Consider the following 18,677-nt stretch of genomic DNA (forward strand, 5'->3'; position numbering starts at 1 on the left):
AAAATCTAGAGTAAGTTGGCACGAATCAAGGCTTCATCAATCGTTGCATGGTGCTTTTCAGCCAACCATACCAATGGTAGACGAATACCTGTGTCTATCATGCCCATTTTATGTAGGGCATATTTGGCAGGAATAGGACTTGACTCGATAAATAGGTCGCGGTGTAAGTGTTTTACCACGTCATGGACTTTATGAGCGGCATCAAAATCACCGCGTAAACCCGCACTAAAGGTCTCGCTCATGGCTTTTGGGGCAACGTTGGCAGTCACTGAAATATTGCCTTTACCACCCAGTTTCATCAGCTCAAGGGCAGTACCATCATCACCAGATAGCACCACCATTCTGTCACCGACCGCTTTGATTAATTGCTCGCCGCGAATCGTAGAACCTGTGGCGTCTTTAATGGCGACGATGTTATCAATATCAGCAAGGCGTTCAACCGTTTCTTGAGCAATATCAACAACGGTACGACCCGGTACGTTATAAAGCATCTGCGGTATTTTTACGGCTTCAGCGATGGCTTTATAATGCTGAAATAAGCCTTCTTGTGGCGGCTTATTATAATAAGGAGCAACCAATAGCGCACAGTCTGCACCCGCATCTGCGGCATCTTGAGTCAGCTTAATGGCTTCAGTGGTGTTATTGGCACCAGTACCTGCAATCACCGGGACGCGACCTTTGACATGCTGCACAAAATAGCGAATCACATCGCTGTGCTCTTGCATCGACAAAGTCGCTGATTCACCAGTGGTACCGACAGCAACAAGGCAATGCGTGCCCTGCTCAATCTGCCAATCTATGAGGTCTGCCAGACGTTTATAATCGACCGTGCCGTCAGGATGCATGGGCGTTACCAAGGCTACCATTGAGCCTTGTAGTCGGGTTTTGATATCGTCGTATGCTGTGCTCATAACCGTGCCTTACTGTATTATCCTAGCTTTTATTAAAGCTATCACATGATAAGTCGTATGCAAGTGCCCTGATAAAGATAATCGTCATAAACACAAATCCATAATGATTTATGTTATTGAAAATAACGTTAAAGGTCATACCTTGCTTGATGGTGATATTCATGATTTATAATAACGTCATGAACGCTATTTTTATCTGCTGCCAATCTGATTGATGCTTAGCCATAAAAACGCCTGTTAGTGTAGCATATTTTGGCTCTATCGCTATCAATCAATTAACCCCTAAGCTCTTTATAAAGCAAAAAATCGCCTACCTATTGAGAGACTAAGCGCTACTTTATTATGCCAATTTTGCAGCAAACATCGAGAGGATTTCAATGTAAGCTTGGCATTATTTGACCTTCAAGCCTAGCCTGAAAAATAAACAGTTAGTGTAGCGTAATTACGGATTAGCGCTAAAACCTTTTCCGGTATTTTAACGAATCGTCAACACATCGATGGTCGGGCGATACAAGCAAGCCAATTATCGCCTTATTATTTATTTTAATCATCATCTATGATTCTAATAGCTCAGCTTCTCTACTCTGTATTTTTTACTCAATCCGCAAACCGATAATACCCGGAATACCTTGACGCATCATCTCAAGCGTCACCACCCCTTTTTTAGGTAATAATGAAACGGCACTAGAAAAATCGTTGACCGTTTTAATAGGTTTTTGATGCAAGTTAGTGATAACGTCGCCCGCCAATATGCCAGAGCGTGCTGCCAATCCTGTCGGCTCAATGGCGGTGACCAATACACCCGTCTTATTATCAGACGCCAGCTCTCTTTGCTCCTCTGGCGTTAAGTTGCGCAGCGCCAACCCTAAGCTTATGCCGTTAGTTTGCTGAGCAGAACTTTGTGACTGGATATCGTTTGAGGCGTTACTGAGCTTGCCTGTTACGATAGATTGCTTACCATCGCGCTGAATCTGGACGCGAAATGTATCATTAGGTCGGGCCCGATTAATGAGGTTTAATAAGTCTGATGCTTCCACAATTTGGATATCATTATACTTTAAAATAATGTCGCCTGATTTTAGCCCAGCCTTTTGCGCTGGCGAATCTGGTGACACGCGTGTCAATAACGCCCCTTGTGGACGCGCCAAGTTATAAGCTTCAGCTAAATTACGGTCAATATCTTGGGGATAAATGCCCAAATAGGCGCGTGCGACCTCACCATTATTTTTTAGCTGCTCATAAATATCCATCGCCGCATCAATCGGGATGGAAAATGACAGCCCCATATAGCCGCCTGTACCACTAAAAATACGCGAGTTTATGCCAATCACTTCGCCGCGCTGATTAAATAATGGGCCACCTGAGTTACCAGGGTTTAAGGCAACGTCAGTTTGGATAAAGGGCACGCTGGTTTCACGCGAAAAATTACGGGACTTAGCACTAACAATACCCGCCGATGCCGAATAATCAAAACCAAAAGGCGAGCCAATTGCCAATACCGGCTCCCCTACTTTTAAAGCATTGGAATCACCGATTGGCAACGAAGGGAACTGACGACCCGTGACCTTTAATACTGCCACATCAGAGCGCTCATCACTGCCTACTAAAGTCGCGTCAAGCTCGGTTCTATCATTAAGCGTGACGCTGATTTTGTCCGCGCCCGCCACCACATGATGGTTGGTCAGCATATAACCATCAGCGGTGACAAAAAATGCCGTGCCATAAGCATGCTCAATCGCTGGCGTCGCTGCTTGATCAGGAATACGCAAACGATCACCAAAGAATTTACGCAGCAGCTCAGCGGTCTGCGCTTTGGCAAGCTCAGCCTCACTAACGGTTTTGGTCACATTTACGCGCGCTACCGCTGGGGTAACTTGCTGAACCAAACCCGAAAAATCTGCGGTGGTAACGGCAGCTTCAGCATTCGGTACGGTAGCTATATTGATACCCGCAACCATGGTAGTGGCTACGGCAAGTGCCAACGTGCTCTGTTGTAACCAACGCGTCAAATTGCGCGTATTCGGTACTTTAGACATATTGATAGGCATATTTTTAGGCATGTTACCCTCCATATAATGGGTCTTATAGTCGTTATAAACTAATTGTTATAAACGGTTTAAATAGGACCGTTATTAAGCATAATTTTGGCGTATCTCATCAAGGTATCGTACTAATTTATTTATTCTAATAACTATGGCTTAGCTTGCTTATTCACTAAAATCTAAAGAAATGGTCTTTATATTTTTAGATTAAAAATTTACTGAATGCTTTTATCGCAGGTTTTTATCATCAACTTTTAATAATGCAAGCTTGCAAAGTAGACTGTTTGTTAGTTTACAGTCCATTTTAGACTTATGGTATAAAACTTTCTCTTTTCTCTCATAAGGATGGTCAATGTCATTACCTACTTCTGTTTTAAAGTGAATCCACTATATGCTAGCAATGCTAAAAAATAACGCAAGCCTGCCTTATTTATAACATGCGCTTAGTAGCTGCTTTGATAAAGCTTTATGGGCAGATAGTAAAGCCGCTCAGAGCGCTCAGAAAAAAGAGCCTCGAAATACATAAAATAAAACCATGTTATGATAACAAGCCAAATAATTTATATGGCAAACAAAAGTTAATTTTTGTAGGTCGTTAGGTTATTAGATTGGCTATCATCACCTTATTTTTCATCTTTTGCTTTTTTAGATTATGCTTACTAATCTGGGAAAGCTTTTGTCTTTACTGCGATATCGTATATATATCATATCTCACTTTGTTTTGAGCAATGCTATGGCTCATGCTGCCATTGACGTTACTGATTGATGCTTTGATTTATATGCGACAGCTCATGAAGGCGAATTTTGCCACAACTTATGACAGCAGCGTCTATAGCCTGTGGCGCGCCTCTTAATAGATATAAAATATGACAAGATTATAAAAGGATTAATTTATGGATACCGCCCTATTGTTATCCGGCGTGGTTGGGCTTGGCATCGCCGCCCAATGGTTGGCTTGGTATTTAAAGCAACCGTCCATTTTGTTTTTATTACTGATTGGTATTATTGTTGGCCCGATATTGGGCGCTTTTGACCCTGACTTGGTGCTCGGCGAGCTGATGTTCCCTTTTATCTCGTTGGGCGTGGCGATTATTTTATTTGAAGGCTCGCTGACTTTAGAGTTTGATGAGATTAAACAGCACGGCTCTGTGGTACAGATGCTGGTGTCGGTCGGTGTACTTATTACCATTGCGATTGTGGCGCTATCGACTTACCTGTTGTTTGATGTCGACCCTTTGATTGCTTTACTATTCGGTGCGCTGGTCTGTGTGACTGGCCCAACGGTTATTATGCCGTTACTGCGCAGTGTGCGCCCCAATAAAACCATTTCTAACATTTTGAAATGGGAAGGTATCATCATCGACCCTATCGGCGCGATTGCGGTGGTATTGGTCTATGAATATATCATCTCAGGCGGTGAAGCCAGTAGTATCTTGCTGTTTGCTAAAATTGTGGTCTTGGCAGTAGCGATGGGCTTAGCGGGCGCGTGGGCATTGGCATTTTTAATGCGCCGCCATATGATTCCTGAGTTTTTGCGCAATGTCTTTACCCTTGCCTTTGTGCTGCTACTGTTTTCTATCTCCAACCATTTAGAACACGAGTCTGGCTTATTAACGGTCACCGTACTTGGGGTGGCGCTGGCTAACTGGCCAAAATTCCCACGTGAGACTATTTTAGAGTTTAATGAGTCATTAACCATTTTATTGGTATCGGTATTATTTATCATTCTAGCTGCCCGCGTTGAGCTTGAAAGTTTGCTAAGCGTCGGCTTTGCTGGATTGGTGCTACTCGCCATTGTGATGTTTGTCGCGCGTCCTTTATCGGTATGGGCGTCGTCTATTGGCTCCAATCTAAAAACCAATGAAAAGCTGATGATTAGCTGGATTGGCCCACGCGGTATCGTTGCCGCAGCTATCTCATCCTTATTTGCTATTCGCTTGCAAGAGTATGATATTCAAGGTGTTGAGCTGCTCGTACCCTTGGTATTCCTCGTCATTATTGGAACAGTAATGATTCAGGGCTTAGGCGCAAAAATGGTTGGGAATTTCTTGGGCGTACGTGAGCCTGAAACCAACGGTATCTTGGTCGTTGGCTCCAACCCTATCGCTTTATTGGTGGCAACGTCTTTAAAAGATCAAGGTTTTGATGTCATCGTCGCGCACAATAACTACACCAATATTGCCCGCGCGCGCATGAGCGGTTTGCGTACCTACTTTGGCAATCCCATCTCTGACCATGCCGATCATCACTTAGACCTTATCGGTATCGGGCGCCTGTTTGCCATGAGTATGGATAAAGAGATGAATACCTTGTCCGAGATTCATTATCGTCATGAGTTCGGCGAGCGCAAACTGTATCGCCTTAAATTCAGTGATGAGAAAGTCAAAAGTGAGCGCGATGACAAGCAAGGCAACTTTCATTCGCAGTGGTTATTTGGCAAAGATGTCACTTATACCAAGCTTGCCAGTATGCTGTCGAAAAAAGCGCGTATTAAAATCACCAATATCACGGACAGCTATAGCTTTGAGCAATATAAAGCTGATAATAAGCAATTTGTGCCGCTTTATACGGTCGACAAAGAAGGTAAGCTACACGTGATTACCGATAATTTTGATGGCACGGTACCACGTGATCGTAAGCTAATTTCATTGGTCGTTGACGATGAAGTACAACCAAAACCGGTCGACGTAACACCAAAACAAGAACAAGCACGGGCGGCGGCAGATGCCAGCTTTGAGTCGAGCTCGAAAGCGCCTGAAAAGCGTCAAGAAACAGAGCTCACGGATGCTAGTAATGACACTACAATGCCGGAATCTACCTCAACCACGACGAAAGAAGTCGATAATGAGGTAACAAAGGATACTGATATAAAAACTGCGCAAGAAAATCCGTCCGATACTGTTACGCATACGCCTAATAAAACTCCAGCATCAGAGGTTAATGCTAAAAAAGTAGAGACTCAAACGGCAGAGTCTGATGCTACTGGTGCTGCTAATTCTACTAACGTTACCAATGCTCATAAAACTAAAGGTGTAATGTCGGATAATTCGACCGCAACTTCGAAAACCAAAACCTCTAGCAATACCAATGGTAATGGCAGCGCGCCGAAAACCAAAAAAGGCGCGCTTGACCCCAATCGTTTACCCGACTCCAGTGGTGACAACATTGATAGCATTGATATAAATAAAGACTAGCGCAGTTTTTAAAAATTTTTCCATAAACTATAAAAGCCCCAACTGCTGAGTTGGGGCTTTTTGCTTAATTGCTGTAGGGTAAAAATAGTAATGCTAAATAGTATTAATCTGCTAGCTTTAAAACAGCGTTAGCTTAGCGCAAATTTTTCCTGAACGGTTTGCCAGATACGTTGACTGACTTCCTCGGCGCTACCTGACGCATCAATACGCTGGATACGCTCAGGCTGTTCGCTGGCAAGGACGCTAAAACCTTGATGCACTCTAGTAAAAAACTCCGTCGCCTGCTGCTCAAAACGGTCAGCGGCGCTACGTTTATTGGCGCGCGCCATCCCTTCTAATACTGGTAAGTCTAACCATAAAGTTAGCTCTGGTAACTGTACGACAAACTGGCGGATAAGCGACTCAATTTTAGCGCGTACAGCACTATCACCATGCGCACGCCCAAAACCTTGGTAGGCAATGGTCGAATCGGTAAAGCGATCACATATCACCCAAGTACCACGTTGTAGTGCTGGTAAAATAACTTGCTGCAAATGGTCACAGCGCGCGGCAAACATGAGTAACAGCTCGGTATCATCATTAATCGTGGTATCAGGGTCTAATAAAATAGCACGTAATTGCTCAGCAAACGGACTACCGCCCGGCTCGCGGGTACGCAGATAGTCGATGCCCTTTGCTTGTAGTCGATTGCAAAGCTGCTCGATAGCGGTGGTCTTGCCAACGCCTTCAGTACCTTCAAAGCTAATAAAGCGCCCTTGAATGGACGCTGTATTAGTAGACGCTGGATTAATAGAATGGTTAGACGCGTTTATTTGCGATGATTTTTCTTCTGGCAATGCTGACATGATATGACCTTATGTCATTGATGAGCGTTATGCAGTTATATAAATAGCTATATAACGACATAACGCTCAGTACACGATAGGTTTTTGGAAATATAGACGATTAAATTACGGTGGCGGCGTTTGTGCTTTCTTTTGACGCATGACGCTCAGATAGCCTCTGACCGCTTGGTTATGCTCATTTAAGCTATTGGTAAATTTGTGCCCGCCGTTACCGGTTGCCACAAAATATAACGCTGCGCTATCGGCAGGATGCAAGGTTGCTTCGATAGAGGCAGCAGATGGCAGCGCAATTGGCGTAGGCGGTAAACCATCGATTTGATAGGTATTATAAGCCGTCTTTTCATCGATGTCTTTGCGGCGAATATTGCCTTCATAACGGCTACCCATACCATAAATAATGGTCGGATCGGTCTGCAAGCGCATACTTTTATTCAAACGATTATTAAATACCGCCGATACCAAAGGACGCTCTTCTGCCACACTGGTTTCTTTTTCAATAATCGACGCCATCACTAGCGCTTCGTATGGACTGTTATAAGGTAAGTTAGGGGCACGATTCTCCCACGCCTTGGTTAATGCTTGCTGCTGACGCTTATACAAATCGGTCAGTACCTGCTTATCCGTGCTCCCTTCACCATAATAATAAGTATCAGGGGCAAACCAACCTTCAAGATTGTGATTGACGATAGGGTCATTACTATTGACCACCGAATCTGGCAAGATGCCGACCAAATCCAAGGCCTGCGCAATACCGGCATTGTCTCTATTATTACCACTCTCATCAATCAGCACTTCTTTTTTGATGCCTTTATTATCACGTAGCGCCTGATATAAATCTTTTGAGGTTTTACCTTCGATGATTTGTACTTTTACCATCGCCGCCTTTACCCCTTGCCCAAGCACGTGCAGCGTTTCAGCAAAGGTCGGGTTTTCTGGTAATTGATAAATGCCAGCATGCAGTGGACCATCGACTTGTGATTTGATATACAGCTTAGCCACGCTGGCAGAAAACAGCGGTATCTGCTGTTGCCACTGCGGCAGTAGCCCATAATACGTCTGACCCGCCTCAATCGTCACCATCTGCTGCGGCTGCTCAATGCGTCCAAACAGCGTCTGATAAACCATCACCAAAAAAAACGCTGCAATCAGCCCAAGCACCAGTAATACCTGATAGCCGCGCTGCATAAAAAACGACGGATTATCGGCTTTATAGTGGCGCGGTTTATTATCACCGCTAATGAGCGAGATATCCGTCGCCGGTATTTCCTCTGCGGCAACGTCGTCAATGACGGGTTTTTTGTCCAACGCTGTGGTATCGACAGGCTGATCAGCTGTGCCATCATGGTCATTTATTGGTGGCTCATCAGGACGTTCAGGCGGTATTTCAGGGGTTGGCTTGCTCATGGCAACTCGCGAGGCAGAAGTTTGCTAGAATTTAGCACTGAACTGGGTGATTTTCAATGGTATTTGCTTAGCTTATCGATTAACTTACTATTTGGCTTGAGAGCGATGGCTTAATATTCATCCTCTTTTATTGTTATTTCCTCGCTTGCCCATTGGTCACGAAAACTTATTATGAATCTAAATTTCAATCAAAGTCTTGCCAAAAACTATAAGTCACCAAGCCAAATCATTAGAGTGCTTAGTGAAGATTGGGTCGCTAAACAAAGTTATTGCCCTAATTGTAATGCCGAACCATTGGCTGAATTTACGAACGGCAAGCCTGTTGCTGATTTTTATTGCAGACATTGCAGCGAGGAATATGAGCTAAAAAGTAAAAAGGCAAAATTAAGTCAGATTATTAATGATGGCGCTTATGACACCATGATTGAACGTATCAACAGTGACAACAATCCAAACTTTTTCTTTTTAACGTATTCTCAAGCATTGAGCGTGAATAACTTTTTAATCATTCCCAAACAGTTCTTTAAGCCGGACATGATTATAAAACGCAAGCCTTTATCCATCACTGCCAAACGTGCCGGCTGGGTTGGCTGTAATATTGATTTGCGTAAAGTACCTGAATCGGGAAAAGTGTTTTTGGTCAAAGACCAGCAAGTCATACCACGCGATGATGTCACCGAGCAATTTCAAAAAACTTTGTTTCTGCGTCAGCAATCACAGCAGACACGCGGTTGGACGTTAGATATTTGGCAGTGTATCGATAAACTGGATGCTAATTTTTTTCTCAATCAGGTTTATGCGTTTGCCGACTTATTAAAACTCAAACATCCTGAAAACAACCATATTAAAGATAAAATCCGTCAGCAATTACAAGTATTACGCGATAAAGGCATTATTGAATTTACCGGTCGTGGGCACTATCGCAAATTATATTAAACGCTTTTCATTATAACGCTCAGCTCTCGGTTGCCCTTTCTTATCGCGATAGACATCAGCTATCAACTCATCCCTATCGTCCCATAATGGTAAACGTGCCGTTGCAACTAAACGGTCATGAAACTTATGCGGCGGATACTCCCAATCAATTTCATCATTGATTTTAAAAAAGTGCTCTTCTCGATAATCTACATAAGCGTGCATTCTATTTTTAACATAGTTATTCCAATGCCATACTAGCTGCAAGGATGTGCGAGCAGGCTTAGTAAACTGCTTTAAATTGACCGTTAACGCACGCCTTACTGGTTCATCATTAGGAAAGACTTTAATACGTTGTTCGATAACTTCTTCTTGTGTTTCTGCATACTCAAACACACCGCCAAAGGCAATAAATTTCTTAAAGTCTTTTAAATACATAACGCCGAGCGATAATTGGGTATAAGGCGATAAATGAATAATTTCATCAGGTTGTTCTTTTGCTAATTTGCAAATTTCATCAAAAACCATCAAGCGACGAATTTGTATTGGAATTCTGCTTTCTTCATAAATTGGATGCATCGATATTCCTCCTTTTAAAAGGCGCTATTGAACCTTTATGATTGAGAAAATATCATTGATCGATTTGCCTGAGTGCAAAAGTCTTTGTCACAAAAGACGATCACTTCTTTTTAAGCGCCTTTGCTAAGCTAGCGGATATAAATCCCCAAGAAATTTTGATAAGCATGTATTGAGAATAATGGTGATAAAAAGCGATAAGACAGTAGAGAAAGTCTTTCAGATAGAGATTGTCGAGACGCTAAGTAACCTCGTGGAAATTAGCGCAGAGAACGAGCAAGAAGCACTATTAAAAGCGCAAGAACTGTATCGCAATGAAGAGGTTGTTTTATATCCTGATGACTTAATTGATACCAAATTTAATATTTTTAAATACGATTAAATCGCTTCAAAACCCACCACTTCACCCGATAATAACCTCAGACTGGTCATTGGCATAATACCGCGTAGCGCATTGCAAAAGAACAGCTGGCTTAAATGGGGCAAATCCTCATCTTGTAACGACCTAATGATAACGGGGTTTTTGCTATTCGATAACCCATTGATAATAACTTGCCGCATGACCCCAGCGACGCCCGATTGCGCCATCGACGGCGTATACCATTGGCCTTGGGTTAAATAGTTTGCGTTGGGTTTCTGACCATTATTTTTATTAGCATTAACGGTAGCGCTTGTCTTTGATGATGGTGATTCTAGCAAGCGTGAATCGGATAGCTGATAGAACACATTGCTCATCGTTCCCTCAACCCAGTGTCCGCTCATATCGCGTAGCAGACCTTCACCGATGCTTGGTTTGATATTATCTTCCAATGCTTTGGCTTTGATAGCGTGCAGCTCGCCGCTTGCCAGCACATTATCCAAACGATTTAAGCTTTTTAATCCAGCTAGCGGTGGCGGTAGGCAAGCAATTTGAGAAGATAAGCAAATGGCGGTGGCGGTAGGTTGTAATGGAATTAGTTTTCCATCAGGCAGAGACAGCGATTGCACAGTAGCAATACTCATTGGCGAGGATTTTAGCCAAACCTGGCAAGCACTGCCGGATTTACTTGGCGTATAACCATAACCGCGAACTTCTTGGGCAGCGCGCGTCACAATCAGTTTTAGCATACCTTGCTGTAATTGCTTGGCATGCATTTTTAATATTGTTAATAATGCGTCGCTGTCCAGCTGCAGTTGTAAGGCAATCGCATGGGAGACTAGGCGCTGTTGATGATAGTCCAACCACAATATCTGTCCATCAATGACGCCCATAGTGGTAAAAAAACCATCGCCATATGCCAGCCCGCGATTGTCTAATGACATGGCGAGCTTTGCAGCATCTGTCGTAGCGTTTGATGGATGTAAGCATATCCAGCTATTGGGCGACATCAAGGCTAGCCCCGCTTATTTATCAGCGGTTTGAGCAGCGGATTTATTAATCACCAGCATACAGCTATAAAACTCGCATTTTGCCAACTCTACTTTTTGACCGCCAATGACTTTATTTTTGACGATTTGACCGTTGAGCATATCAGCGACCAGCTTACCGCCTTCATCACCCATCAATTGGCGCGCCAGCTGATAAGACTTTTTGGCATGGTTTTTACTAAGCTTTTTTTCATTATCGGAGTCTGTTGGATTGGCAAAATACCAGCCAAGCTCGAGATATTTTTCAGAATCAATCAGGTCTAAATACGGCGCATCGGCCTTCATAAAGCGATATTTGGACGCCGGATTACTAGCATAATCTAAGCTGTTTTCATCGGTGCTAACCACTTTACCAAATGCTGATTTTATCTCGCTCAGCTCGTCAACGTTGAGGGTTTTTACTTTGCCCGTGCCCCATGAGGCGACATCATATTTTACTGGCGTACCTTGTTGGGCGGTTGCGCCATCTAAATCAGCATGCGCGGTGGTGTTCTCTTCTTTAGTCGTCTCAGCGACGGTCTGCTCGCTCTTCTCGGCGCTGGCGTCTTCAATTGTGACGCTCTCTTTGTTGCTATCACAGGCGCTCAAAGACACGCCAACTGCCATTATCGTACTGACCATAAGGGTCTGTAGGCTATTATTCCACATGGGCAATTTACTCACACTTTTATAAAGGTCTGAAAATGGTATTAACGAGCGGGCAGCGATGCCGCTGATAATGAACAATGTCTGTTAAGATTGTATCGTGATACGTTTTATTATTAACCTGTTGATACGCGCTTTTTTAGCAACTGGGTTTTTATCATATTCTTATATTTTCTTATCTTGCTTTTACACTTCTACAATTCATTGGCTTGTTCACAATGGCTTTTTTATCATGACTTGTTCATAAGAACTAGGGCAGCCTGAAATCTTAATGCTCCCTAGTTTACCCAACTGCTTAACACTTGACCACCCTTTACGTTACGGATAGCACTCCCACAGAGTACAGATTTGTTAAAGACCTCACGAGGTAAAAACACTCTTTATTTCACGATTTATTGGCGCAGCACACGTTTGTGAAAGATAGCGTTATCCCTTATGATAAATGGGTTATCTATTTTTATAAATTATCGCCTGTTAATTTTGCCACTGTTTTGCCTCTTTCACTATTTTGCCTCTTCTAGCCAGCGGACCTTTTATGACCCAGCATTTTATCGTTATCGGCAATCCGATTGCCCACAGTAAATCCCCTGAAATCCATACGCAATTTGCAGCGCAGGCAGGTATCGAGATTAGCTATCAACGTCAGTATTGTCCTGATGATGCGGCGAGTTTTACGGCGGTGATTGAGGCGTTTTTTCAAGGTGGCGGCGTTGGTGCCAATGTGACTGTACCATTTAAACAAGTTGCTTATGATTGCTGCGTGGCGCGTGGCGGCTTGTCTGAGCACGCCAAGGTCGCTGGCGCAGTCAATACATTACTGCTCAATAAAGCGCTGTTAAAAAGTGGCGCGCCGATAGCCGAGGCAATATATGGTGATAATACCGATGGTCAAGGTTTGGTCAATCACATCACAAGCTTAGGCTGGCCGTTAAAGGGTGCACGCGTGGCAATTATCGGTGCAGGCGGCGCGGCACGTGGGGTGATACTGCCATTGATTGAAGCGGGTATCGCCGAGCTAACCCTTGCCAATCGCACATTAAGCAAAGCAACTACACTCGTCAACGAGCTGAGCGCAGCAAGTGAGACGATTGCTAAGCAGCAGATTAAAACCTGTAGCACCGATGGGTTAAGCGGCACGTTTGATATCATCATCAATGCCACCTCGATTGGTTTATCAGGAGATACGCTGCCGCTTAACGATAAGCTCAGCGGCCATTATGCTTACGATATGATGTATGGCCGCGCGTTGCCGTTTTTGCAGCATTTTGCCGAGCGCGGCGCACAAACATCTGATGGTTATGGCATGCTTATCGGGCAAGCGGCGTTAAGTTTTGAGCGTTGGACGGGACAGGTGATTGATGTGGTAAAAGTCACTGAAATTTTACAAGCCCATTAATTGACAGCCTCAATAGCATGGAAATTAACAAAAGCATTAAAGTAACGATTAAAAAAGCCGTATGCATCTTGCGCATACGGCTTTTTAATTATCTATATTCTCATTTAAAAAGCGTTCCTTTATCCAAAACGAGCCAGTAACCAATTTTCCATTCGGCGCATTGGCACCCGTAAATTGGTAGAATGTATCACTACCCCGCCGCTTAGGCCGACCAAGCAACCAATAATAGTATCAAACAAACGTGCCAAAATGACTTCTTGATAGGCTTGCTCCGTAAAGGGTAAACCACTGCCGTATTCAGCAATAAATATCGTCAGCGGCGTAATAAATATCACGGCTAAGCCATAATGGCGGTCGACCAAGGTTTCGATACAGAGCATCAAGCCCAATATCGCCAGCGCCACGCCCCATATCGACAAGCCCCATGAGAGCATCCAACCTGCCAGCCCCACGCCTAATAAAGTGCCAAGCAAGCGATGAATTTGCTTAATCCACATGGTACGCAAATGGATACCTTGGACAATCAAAAAGCAGCTAACCGCCGCCCAATACGGATTAGATAATTGTAGCGTGGTGGCGATAAGTAACGCTAAGCTGACAAAACCGGCGACAATGATACTTTCAGTAATGGTATCGGGTTCATAACGATAAGTGGGCGTTGGGGTCGCCGGACGCGTCGCTAATAAAAACAGCGAATATAGCAGCGACATCACTAAGGCAAAACCACTACCGAGCATCACCAGTCCCGTGGCGGGCATAATGTCTTCTAAAGGCAGCGGTATAAATAACGCAATCGCACCCGCCATCATCACGAACAATCCTGCCGGCGGCGGCTGGCGATAATAACGCCCAAAAATCACGATACCAAAAGCCATCAAGGTAAATATCGGCAATTTTAATATTGGAATCTGCTGCCCTATCAAACCGAGGGCAAAACACAGCGACATGGCAAAGCCCCACGCCATCACCGTCACCAAGCGATACGGCAGCTTACCGACTAAGGGGACGTTCAAAATAACCATCGCCCCCAAAGACGCTTTGATACCGGACGGTAAGGCGTCAAAGTAAGCACCCGCAAACACCGGGAAGCTAATCGCAATCGCGGCAATAATTGGCATATGCCAAGGTCGCTTGCTGCGGTTGACGGTGAGCAAGTGATTGAGCTCACCGTCGATGAGACTTTTTAGGCGCGCAAATAGTGCTGTTAGCCAAAATGCTGGCGTTACCTTGCGCTTTGATGCGCTCATAATTGGCTTTCCTTTATTCATCATTCATCTTATTCTTTCATGTAAATCATATTCTTAAATATTTTTGCCACTATCATCTATCTTTAAACCACATTATGCGAGTTATAGACAGTTCAAAATAAAAAGGCTCATTCAAAACAATATTCTATATTTATAACCAAATGTTTTGTTTTTATTATCTAATAATGAATATTAGTTATTAGTTGTATATTTGTCGCTATAGAAGATTTATACTGACATCAATGCCACAACAGCTAATTTTTATCAAGGACGCCTTAACGGTTCTCTAAATGGATAAGCTGTTCTTAATAAAACTGCATGACAATCTATAATCTTGTCAACCTTTACCCCAAATAATTGAACAACCGTTTACATAAGCCGTGGCTCACATATTGAGCTGACCGTCTATGATAGCGAATAACCAAAGAGAGCGACTATGTTAACTTACAAAGCACCTTTGCGTGATATCAAGTTTTTGATAAATGATGTTTTCGACTTCCAAACGCATTATAAAGATTTGGACAATGGCGAAAACGCTGACCCTGAAACGGTCGATATGATTTTGCAGGGCATGGCTGATTTTGCCGAAAACGTCCTTGCACCACTTTATCAGCCAGCAGATGCAGAAGGCTGTCATTTCGAAAATGGTGTAGTGACCACGCCAAAAGGCTTTAAAGAAGCTTATGATCAGTTCGTTGAAGGCGGCTGGCAAGGTATCTCGTACCCTGAAGAGTACGGCGGTATGAACTTACCGATGTCAATCAACCTTATTAAAGCTGAGATGATTGGTACGGCTAACTGGCCATGGGCGATGTATCCTGGTCTATCAACGGGTTGTATCAATACTTTACTACAGTATGGTACGGACGAGCAAAAAGCGACTTACTTACCTAAATTGGTCGAAGGCACTTGGGCCGGTACCATGTGTTTGACTGAGCCACAGTGTGGTACCGATTTGGGACAAGTTAAATCAAAAGCTATCCCGCAAGATGACGGTACTTATAAAATTAGCGGTACTAAGATTTTCATCTCAAGCGGTGAGCATGACTTAACCGATAACATCGTCCATATCGTTTTAGCCCGTCTACCAAATGCGCCAGAAGGCACGCGTGGTATCTCACTATTTATCGTACCAAAATTCTTACCAACTGCTGAAGGCGAATCAGGCGAGCGTAACGGCGTAGCTTGTGGTTCTATTGAACACAAAATGGGTATCAACTCATCATCAACCTGTGTCTTAAACTTTGATGACGCGGTTGGTTACTTAATCGGTGAGCCAAACAAAGGCCTAAAAGCCATGTTTACCTTTATGAATACCGCCCGTATCGGTACTGGTATCCAAGGTCTAGCGCACACTGAGCTGTCTTTCCAAAACGCCCTACCATATGCGAAAGACCGTCGTTCTATGCGTACCTTATCAGGTACCAAAGACCCTGAAAAAGTTGCTGATGCGATCATTCATCATGCCGACGTACGTCGTATGCTATTGACCCAAAAAGCCTTTGCTGAAGGTGGTCGCTCGATGATTTATCACTCAGCGCGCTATGCCGATAAAATGTCGCAAGGCGTTGCCAACGGTGATGATGCTGAGTTTGAAAAATGGGATGATAAACTAGGCTTCTATACGCCTATCCTAAAAGGCTTCTTAACTGAGCTAGGTATCGAAGCGGCAAAACACGGTCAGCAAATCTACGGTGGTCACGGCTATATCAAAGAATGGGGCATGGAGCTTATCGCTCGTGATGCTCGTATTGCGACTATGTACGAAGGTACCACTGGCGTTCAAGCGCTTGATTTATTAGGTCGTAAGGTTATCTTACAGTCTAAAGGTAAAATCATCCGTGATTACACCTCAAGCATCATGAAATGGTGTGGCGAGTACGCGCTTGATAAAGACATGCGTAAATTCGTTTGGGCACTGACCAAACTATGTGCTGAGTGGAATACTTTGACGGTACGCTTGATGCTGATGGCACGTAAAGACCGTGAAATCATCTCAGCGGCTTCAGACGATTTCTTGATGTACTCAGGCTATGTAATGATGGGTTATCACTGGGCGCGTATGGCGGCTGTTGCTTATGACAAGCTTAAAAATGGCGGCACTGAATCTCCAGAATTCTATAAAGCCAAAATCCAAACCGCTGAATTCTATTTCGATAAACTGTTGCCACGTACTTCAGGTCACGCTGAAGCCATGGTCGCACCAAGCGATAGCATGACAGCGATGAAGATTGAGAACTTTGCTTTCTTAGATTAAAATTATGACTAAGATTGCAAACGCATTAATTGACTGATTAATTGGTTAATAATTGATAAGAAAAGCGCCTATTATTTAGGCGCTTTTTTATGCTTAACTGAAAGTCAGAATATCCTAAAACTGGAAATACTAAAGCTAGAAATACAGTCAATTCAAAATACAGTCAATACGTTAATATCCTCGTGCTGTTGGGATAAATTTTTCTTGCTTGCTGTTCGCAAGCGTGACAGAGGCTACAAAAAACTTATCCCATCAGCACTTTGCTTCGGTTTTACATCGAATAGATTACAGCGAATAAACTTAATTAGGAGACGATGATGTTTGCCATTAATAACAAAACTATTTTATTAAGCGCACGAGTGATAAAAACACTGTTGCTTAGTGCGACGTTAATAGGCGTTAGCGCAAATAGTGCACTGGCTAAAAGTAGCGACACCCCTATTCATTTTGCGAAAGGCGCTATTAGTAGTACGGTGACTGGTAAATTAAAACCCAATGAAAACGAACGCTGGTATCGCTTTGATGCCAACAGTGGGCAATATGCCATTATTAATATTGCGCCACTTGCTGGCACGCCTGAGACGGCCAATGTCGGCGTATTGCATATGCCAAACGGTACACAAGATGGCACCAAAGGCGGTATCATTTATCAAGGTTGCTTACCCGCAACTGGAGAATATCGCTTACGTATCGCCCGTAATTTAATGGCCACTCATGGTAAAACGGCAGGTTATAAGGTTGAAGTAATGATATTACCTAAATATGCCAGTGAATCCTTATGCGAGTCTTTATAAGTTTATCAAAATAATAGCGACATACTAGCGACGGAAAAAAAAGCGCGCGGTAAATACTCGTAAGCACTCATAAGCACCCATTAGTCATCAAGCATTTTCTTATGATAAATCGCGCTGATTTCTTCCACCTCGACACAGATTTGTATGCCTACGCGCCCTGATTGCTCGTCATCTAATGCCTCTTCTATAGCAGCCGTTAATAACTCGGCGAGCTGATGACGTATGACCTCGTCACGACCGTTTATTATCTTTAGATACGCATAAACAAAGCCATTAACTTGCTCATCGTCTGCGACACCAACCAAAAACGTCTCAATCGGTACGATACGCGCTTTGATATCAGCGGGCTTAGCAAAATGCCCACTGTCCCATAATGCTTGATTTAATGCTTTAAGAAATGACGCTTCATGAGCAATCGTGACATTTGGCGTTACTTGAATGGTTAAATGCGGCATTGGTAAAATCCTTAAAAAAGTAGCAAAACTTGTTAAACACTAATCGTCAACAATATCTGCAAAGCGCGCCGCAAGGGTGTTTGCCAATTGCTCAGGCGGCAGTTCAATCTCCAAACCTCGGCGACCGCCACTGACATAGATACTACTTTGCTCTTGCGCCGAGGCATGTATGAGAGTCGCTAAGCGCTTTTTTTGACCTAAAGGACTGACACCGCCGAGCACATAGCCGGTAGTTCGTTCGACTTGCTTGGGGTCGGCCATTTGCACTTTTTTGCAGGGCAGCATTTTATGAGCAGATAGCGCCTTGGCCATTTTTTTGAAATTTAAAGTTTTATCCACGGATAAAATAGCCACCGCCAGAATGCCAGTATCGGTTGTGACCACCAAGGTTTTAAACACACGCTCGGCAGCAATGGCCAGTTTTTCAGCAGCTTCCAAACCAAAAGACGCAGCATTACTGTCGTGAGTATATTCGTGTAATTTATAATCAAGGTTACGTTGTTTGGCAAGTTTGATAGCAGGCGTCATAATATTTTAGCTTCGATAAAGAAAGGGTAGAGAATAAATTTTAAAAATATTTAAACAACAA

At 43.5% G+C, this 18,677-nt stretch carries 16 protein-coding genes; 6 read left to right on the plus strand and 10 right to left on the minus strand.

What is annotated here, in order from left to right:
* Window positions 1–5: 5 nt before the first annotated feature.
* Together dapA and ACP7AA_RS07490 are read right to left on the minus strand one after the other, a co-directional pair.
* Complete coding sequence (gene dapA / locus ACP7AA_RS07485) at window positions 6–911, minus strand: 4-hydroxy-tetrahydrodipicolinate synthase (RefSeq protein ID WP_201564411.1); 906 nt, start codon at window positions 909–911, stop codon at window positions 6–8.
* 593 nt (window positions 912–1,504) lie between these two features.
* On the minus strand, window positions 1,505–2,959 hold the full coding sequence (locus ACP7AA_RS07490) for a Do family serine endopeptidase (protein WP_201564659.1): 1,455 nt from the start codon (window positions 2,957–2,959) through the stop codon (window positions 1,505–1,507).
* A gap of 887 nt (window positions 2,960–3,846) precedes the next feature.
* On the opposite strand from ACP7AA_RS07490, the gene ACP7AA_RS07495 reads away from it, so the two are divergent.
* On the plus strand, window positions 3,847–6,147 hold the full coding sequence (locus ACP7AA_RS07495; RefSeq protein ID WP_426223122.1) for a cation:proton antiporter: 2,301 nt from the start codon (window positions 3,847–3,849) through the stop codon (window positions 6,145–6,147).
* 128 nt (window positions 6,148–6,275) lie between these two features.
* Here the strand turns inward: ACP7AA_RS07495 and tmk are convergent, their stop codons facing one another.
* Together tmk and mltG are read right to left on the minus strand one after the other, a co-directional pair.
* Complete coding sequence (gene tmk, locus ACP7AA_RS07500; protein WP_426223280.1) at window positions 6,276–6,908, minus strand: dTMP kinase; 633 nt, start codon at window positions 6,906–6,908, stop codon at window positions 6,276–6,278.
* 189 nt (window positions 6,909–7,097) lie between these two features.
* Window positions 7,098–8,396 carry an endolytic transglycosylase MltG gene (gene mltG, locus ACP7AA_RS07505; protein WP_426223123.1) on the minus strand — a complete coding sequence of 433 codons (1,299 nt, stop codon included), beginning with the start codon at window positions 8,394–8,396 and terminating at the stop codon, window positions 7,098–7,100.
* A gap of 171 nt (window positions 8,397–8,567) precedes the next feature.
* On the opposite strand from mltG, the gene ACP7AA_RS07510 reads away from it, so the two are divergent.
* Complete coding sequence (locus ACP7AA_RS07510; protein ID WP_426223124.1) at window positions 8,568–9,332, plus strand: DpnI domain-containing protein; 765 nt, start codon at window positions 8,568–8,570, stop codon at window positions 9,330–9,332.
* Here the strand turns inward: ACP7AA_RS07510 and ACP7AA_RS07515 are convergent.
* On the minus strand, window positions 9,324–9,890 hold the full coding sequence (locus ACP7AA_RS07515; RefSeq protein ID WP_426223125.1) for a hypothetical protein: 567 nt from the start codon (window positions 9,888–9,890) through the stop codon (window positions 9,324–9,326). The genes ACP7AA_RS07510 and ACP7AA_RS07515 overlap by 9 nt on opposite strands.
* 178 nt (window positions 9,891–10,068) lie before the next feature.
* Here ACP7AA_RS07515 and ACP7AA_RS07520 point away from each other — a divergent pair, with 178 nt between their 5' ends.
* A complete protein-coding gene (locus tag ACP7AA_RS07520) occupies window positions 10,069–10,269 on the plus strand; it encodes a DpnD/PcfM family protein (protein WP_426223126.1) in 201 nt (66 codons plus the stop codon).
* Here the strand turns inward: ACP7AA_RS07520 and ACP7AA_RS07525 are convergent.
* Together ACP7AA_RS07525 and ACP7AA_RS07530 are read right to left on the minus strand one after the other, a co-directional pair.
* Window positions 10,266–11,255, minus strand: a complete 990-nt coding sequence (locus tag ACP7AA_RS07525) for an aminotransferase class IV (protein ID WP_426223127.1) — start codon at window positions 11,253–11,255, stop codon at window positions 10,266–10,268. The genes ACP7AA_RS07520 and ACP7AA_RS07525 overlap by 4 nt on opposite strands.
* 15 nt (window positions 11,256–11,270) lie before the next feature.
* Complete coding sequence (locus tag ACP7AA_RS07530; protein ID WP_201624469.1) at window positions 11,271–11,942, minus strand: hypothetical protein; 672 nt, start codon at window positions 11,940–11,942, stop codon at window positions 11,271–11,273.
* 532 nt (window positions 11,943–12,474) lie between these two features.
* Between ACP7AA_RS07530 and aroE the strand changes: the two genes are divergently transcribed.
* Complete coding sequence (aroE, locus tag ACP7AA_RS07535) at window positions 12,475–13,335, plus strand: shikimate dehydrogenase (RefSeq protein ID WP_426223128.1); 861 nt, start codon at window positions 12,475–12,477, stop codon at window positions 13,333–13,335.
* A gap of 119 nt (window positions 13,336–13,454) precedes the next feature.
* Here the strand turns inward: aroE and ACP7AA_RS07540 are convergent, their stop codons facing one another.
* On the minus strand, window positions 13,455–14,582 hold the full coding sequence (locus ACP7AA_RS07540; RefSeq protein WP_426223129.1) for an FUSC family protein: 1,128 nt from the start codon (window positions 14,580–14,582) through the stop codon (window positions 13,455–13,457).
* A 436-nt stretch (window positions 14,583–15,018) separates the two neighbouring features.
* On the opposite strand from ACP7AA_RS07540, the gene ACP7AA_RS07545 reads away from it, so the two are divergent.
* Window positions 15,019–16,839: an acyl-CoA dehydrogenase C-terminal domain-containing protein gene (locus ACP7AA_RS07545; RefSeq protein ID WP_201629243.1), complete on the plus strand. Its 1,821-nt coding sequence runs from the start codon at window positions 15,019–15,021 to the stop codon at window positions 16,837–16,839.
* Between the two features lie 317 nt (window positions 16,840–17,156).
* On the plus strand, window positions 17,157–17,633 hold the full coding sequence (locus tag ACP7AA_RS07550) for a hypothetical protein (RefSeq protein ID WP_426223130.1): 477 nt from the start codon (window positions 17,157–17,159) through the stop codon (window positions 17,631–17,633).
* A gap of 80 nt (window positions 17,634–17,713) precedes the next feature.
* Here the strand turns inward: ACP7AA_RS07550 and ACP7AA_RS07555 are convergent, their stop codons facing one another.
* Together ACP7AA_RS07555 and ybaK are read right to left on the minus strand one after the other, a co-directional pair.
* Entirely contained in the window at window positions 17,714–18,088 is a 375-nt protein-coding gene (locus tag ACP7AA_RS07555; protein WP_426223131.1) for a 5-carboxymethyl-2-hydroxymuconate Delta-isomerase, read from the minus strand.
* A gap of 39 nt (window positions 18,089–18,127) precedes the next feature.
* Entirely contained in the window at window positions 18,128–18,616 is a 489-nt protein-coding gene (gene ybaK / locus ACP7AA_RS07560) for a Cys-tRNA(Pro) deacylase (RefSeq protein WP_426223132.1), read from the minus strand.
* Between the last annotated feature and the right edge of the window lie 61 nt (window positions 18,617–18,677).

The organism is Psychrobacter sp. DWR1-2-3 (assembly GCF_049896465.1).
Lineage (GTDB): Bacteria > Pseudomonadota > Gammaproteobacteria > Pseudomonadales > Moraxellaceae > Psychrobacter > Psychrobacter maritimus.

Bases quoted from the DNA above. Each gene is read 5' to 3' on its own strand.
- dapA (WP_201564411.1), bottom strand. From the start codon at position 911: ATGAGCACAGCATACGACGATATCAAAACCCGACTACAAGGCTCAATG.
- ACP7AA_RS07490 (WP_201564659.1), bottom strand. From the start codon at position 2,959: ATGCCTATCAATATGTCTAAAGTACCGAATACGCGCAATTTGACGCGT.
- ACP7AA_RS07495 (WP_426223122.1), top strand. From the start codon at position 3,847: ATGGATACCGCCCTATTGTTATCCGGCGTGGTTGGGCTTGGCATCGCC.
- mltG (WP_426223123.1), bottom strand. From the start codon at position 8,396: ATGAGCAAGCCAACCCCTGAAATACCGCCTGAACGTCCTGATGAGCCA.
- ACP7AA_RS07510 (WP_426223124.1), top strand. From the start codon at position 8,568: ATGAATCTAAATTTCAATCAAAGTCTTGCCAAAAACTATAAGTCACCA.
- ACP7AA_RS07515 (WP_426223125.1), bottom strand. From the start codon at position 9,890: ATGCATCCAATTTATGAAGAAAGCAGAATTCCAATACAAATTCGTCGC.
- ACP7AA_RS07520 (WP_426223126.1), top strand. From the start codon at position 10,069: ATGGTGATAAAAAGCGATAAGACAGTAGAGAAAGTCTTTCAGATAGAG.
- ACP7AA_RS07525 (WP_426223127.1), bottom strand. From the start codon at position 11,255: ATGTCGCCCAATAGCTGGATATGCTTACATCCATCAAACGCTACGACA.
- ACP7AA_RS07530 (WP_201624469.1), bottom strand. From the start codon at position 11,942: ATGTGGAATAATAGCCTACAGACCCTTATGGTCAGTACGATAATGGCA.
- aroE (WP_426223128.1), top strand. From the start codon at position 12,475: ATGACCCAGCATTTTATCGTTATCGGCAATCCGATTGCCCACAGTAAA.
- ACP7AA_RS07540 (WP_426223129.1), bottom strand. From the start codon at position 14,582: ATGAGCGCATCAAAGCGCAAGGTAACGCCAGCATTTTGGCTAACAGCA.
- ACP7AA_RS07545 (WP_201629243.1), top strand. From the start codon at position 15,019: ATGTTAACTTACAAAGCACCTTTGCGTGATATCAAGTTTTTGATAAAT.
- ACP7AA_RS07550 (WP_426223130.1), top strand. From the start codon at position 17,157: ATGTTTGCCATTAATAACAAAACTATTTTATTAAGCGCACGAGTGATA.
- ACP7AA_RS07555 (WP_426223131.1), bottom strand. From the start codon at position 18,088: ATGCCGCATTTAACCATTCAAGTAACGCCAAATGTCACGATTGCTCAT.
- ybaK (WP_426223132.1), bottom strand. From the start codon at position 18,616: ATGACGCCTGCTATCAAACTTGCCAAACAACGTAACCTTGATTATAAA.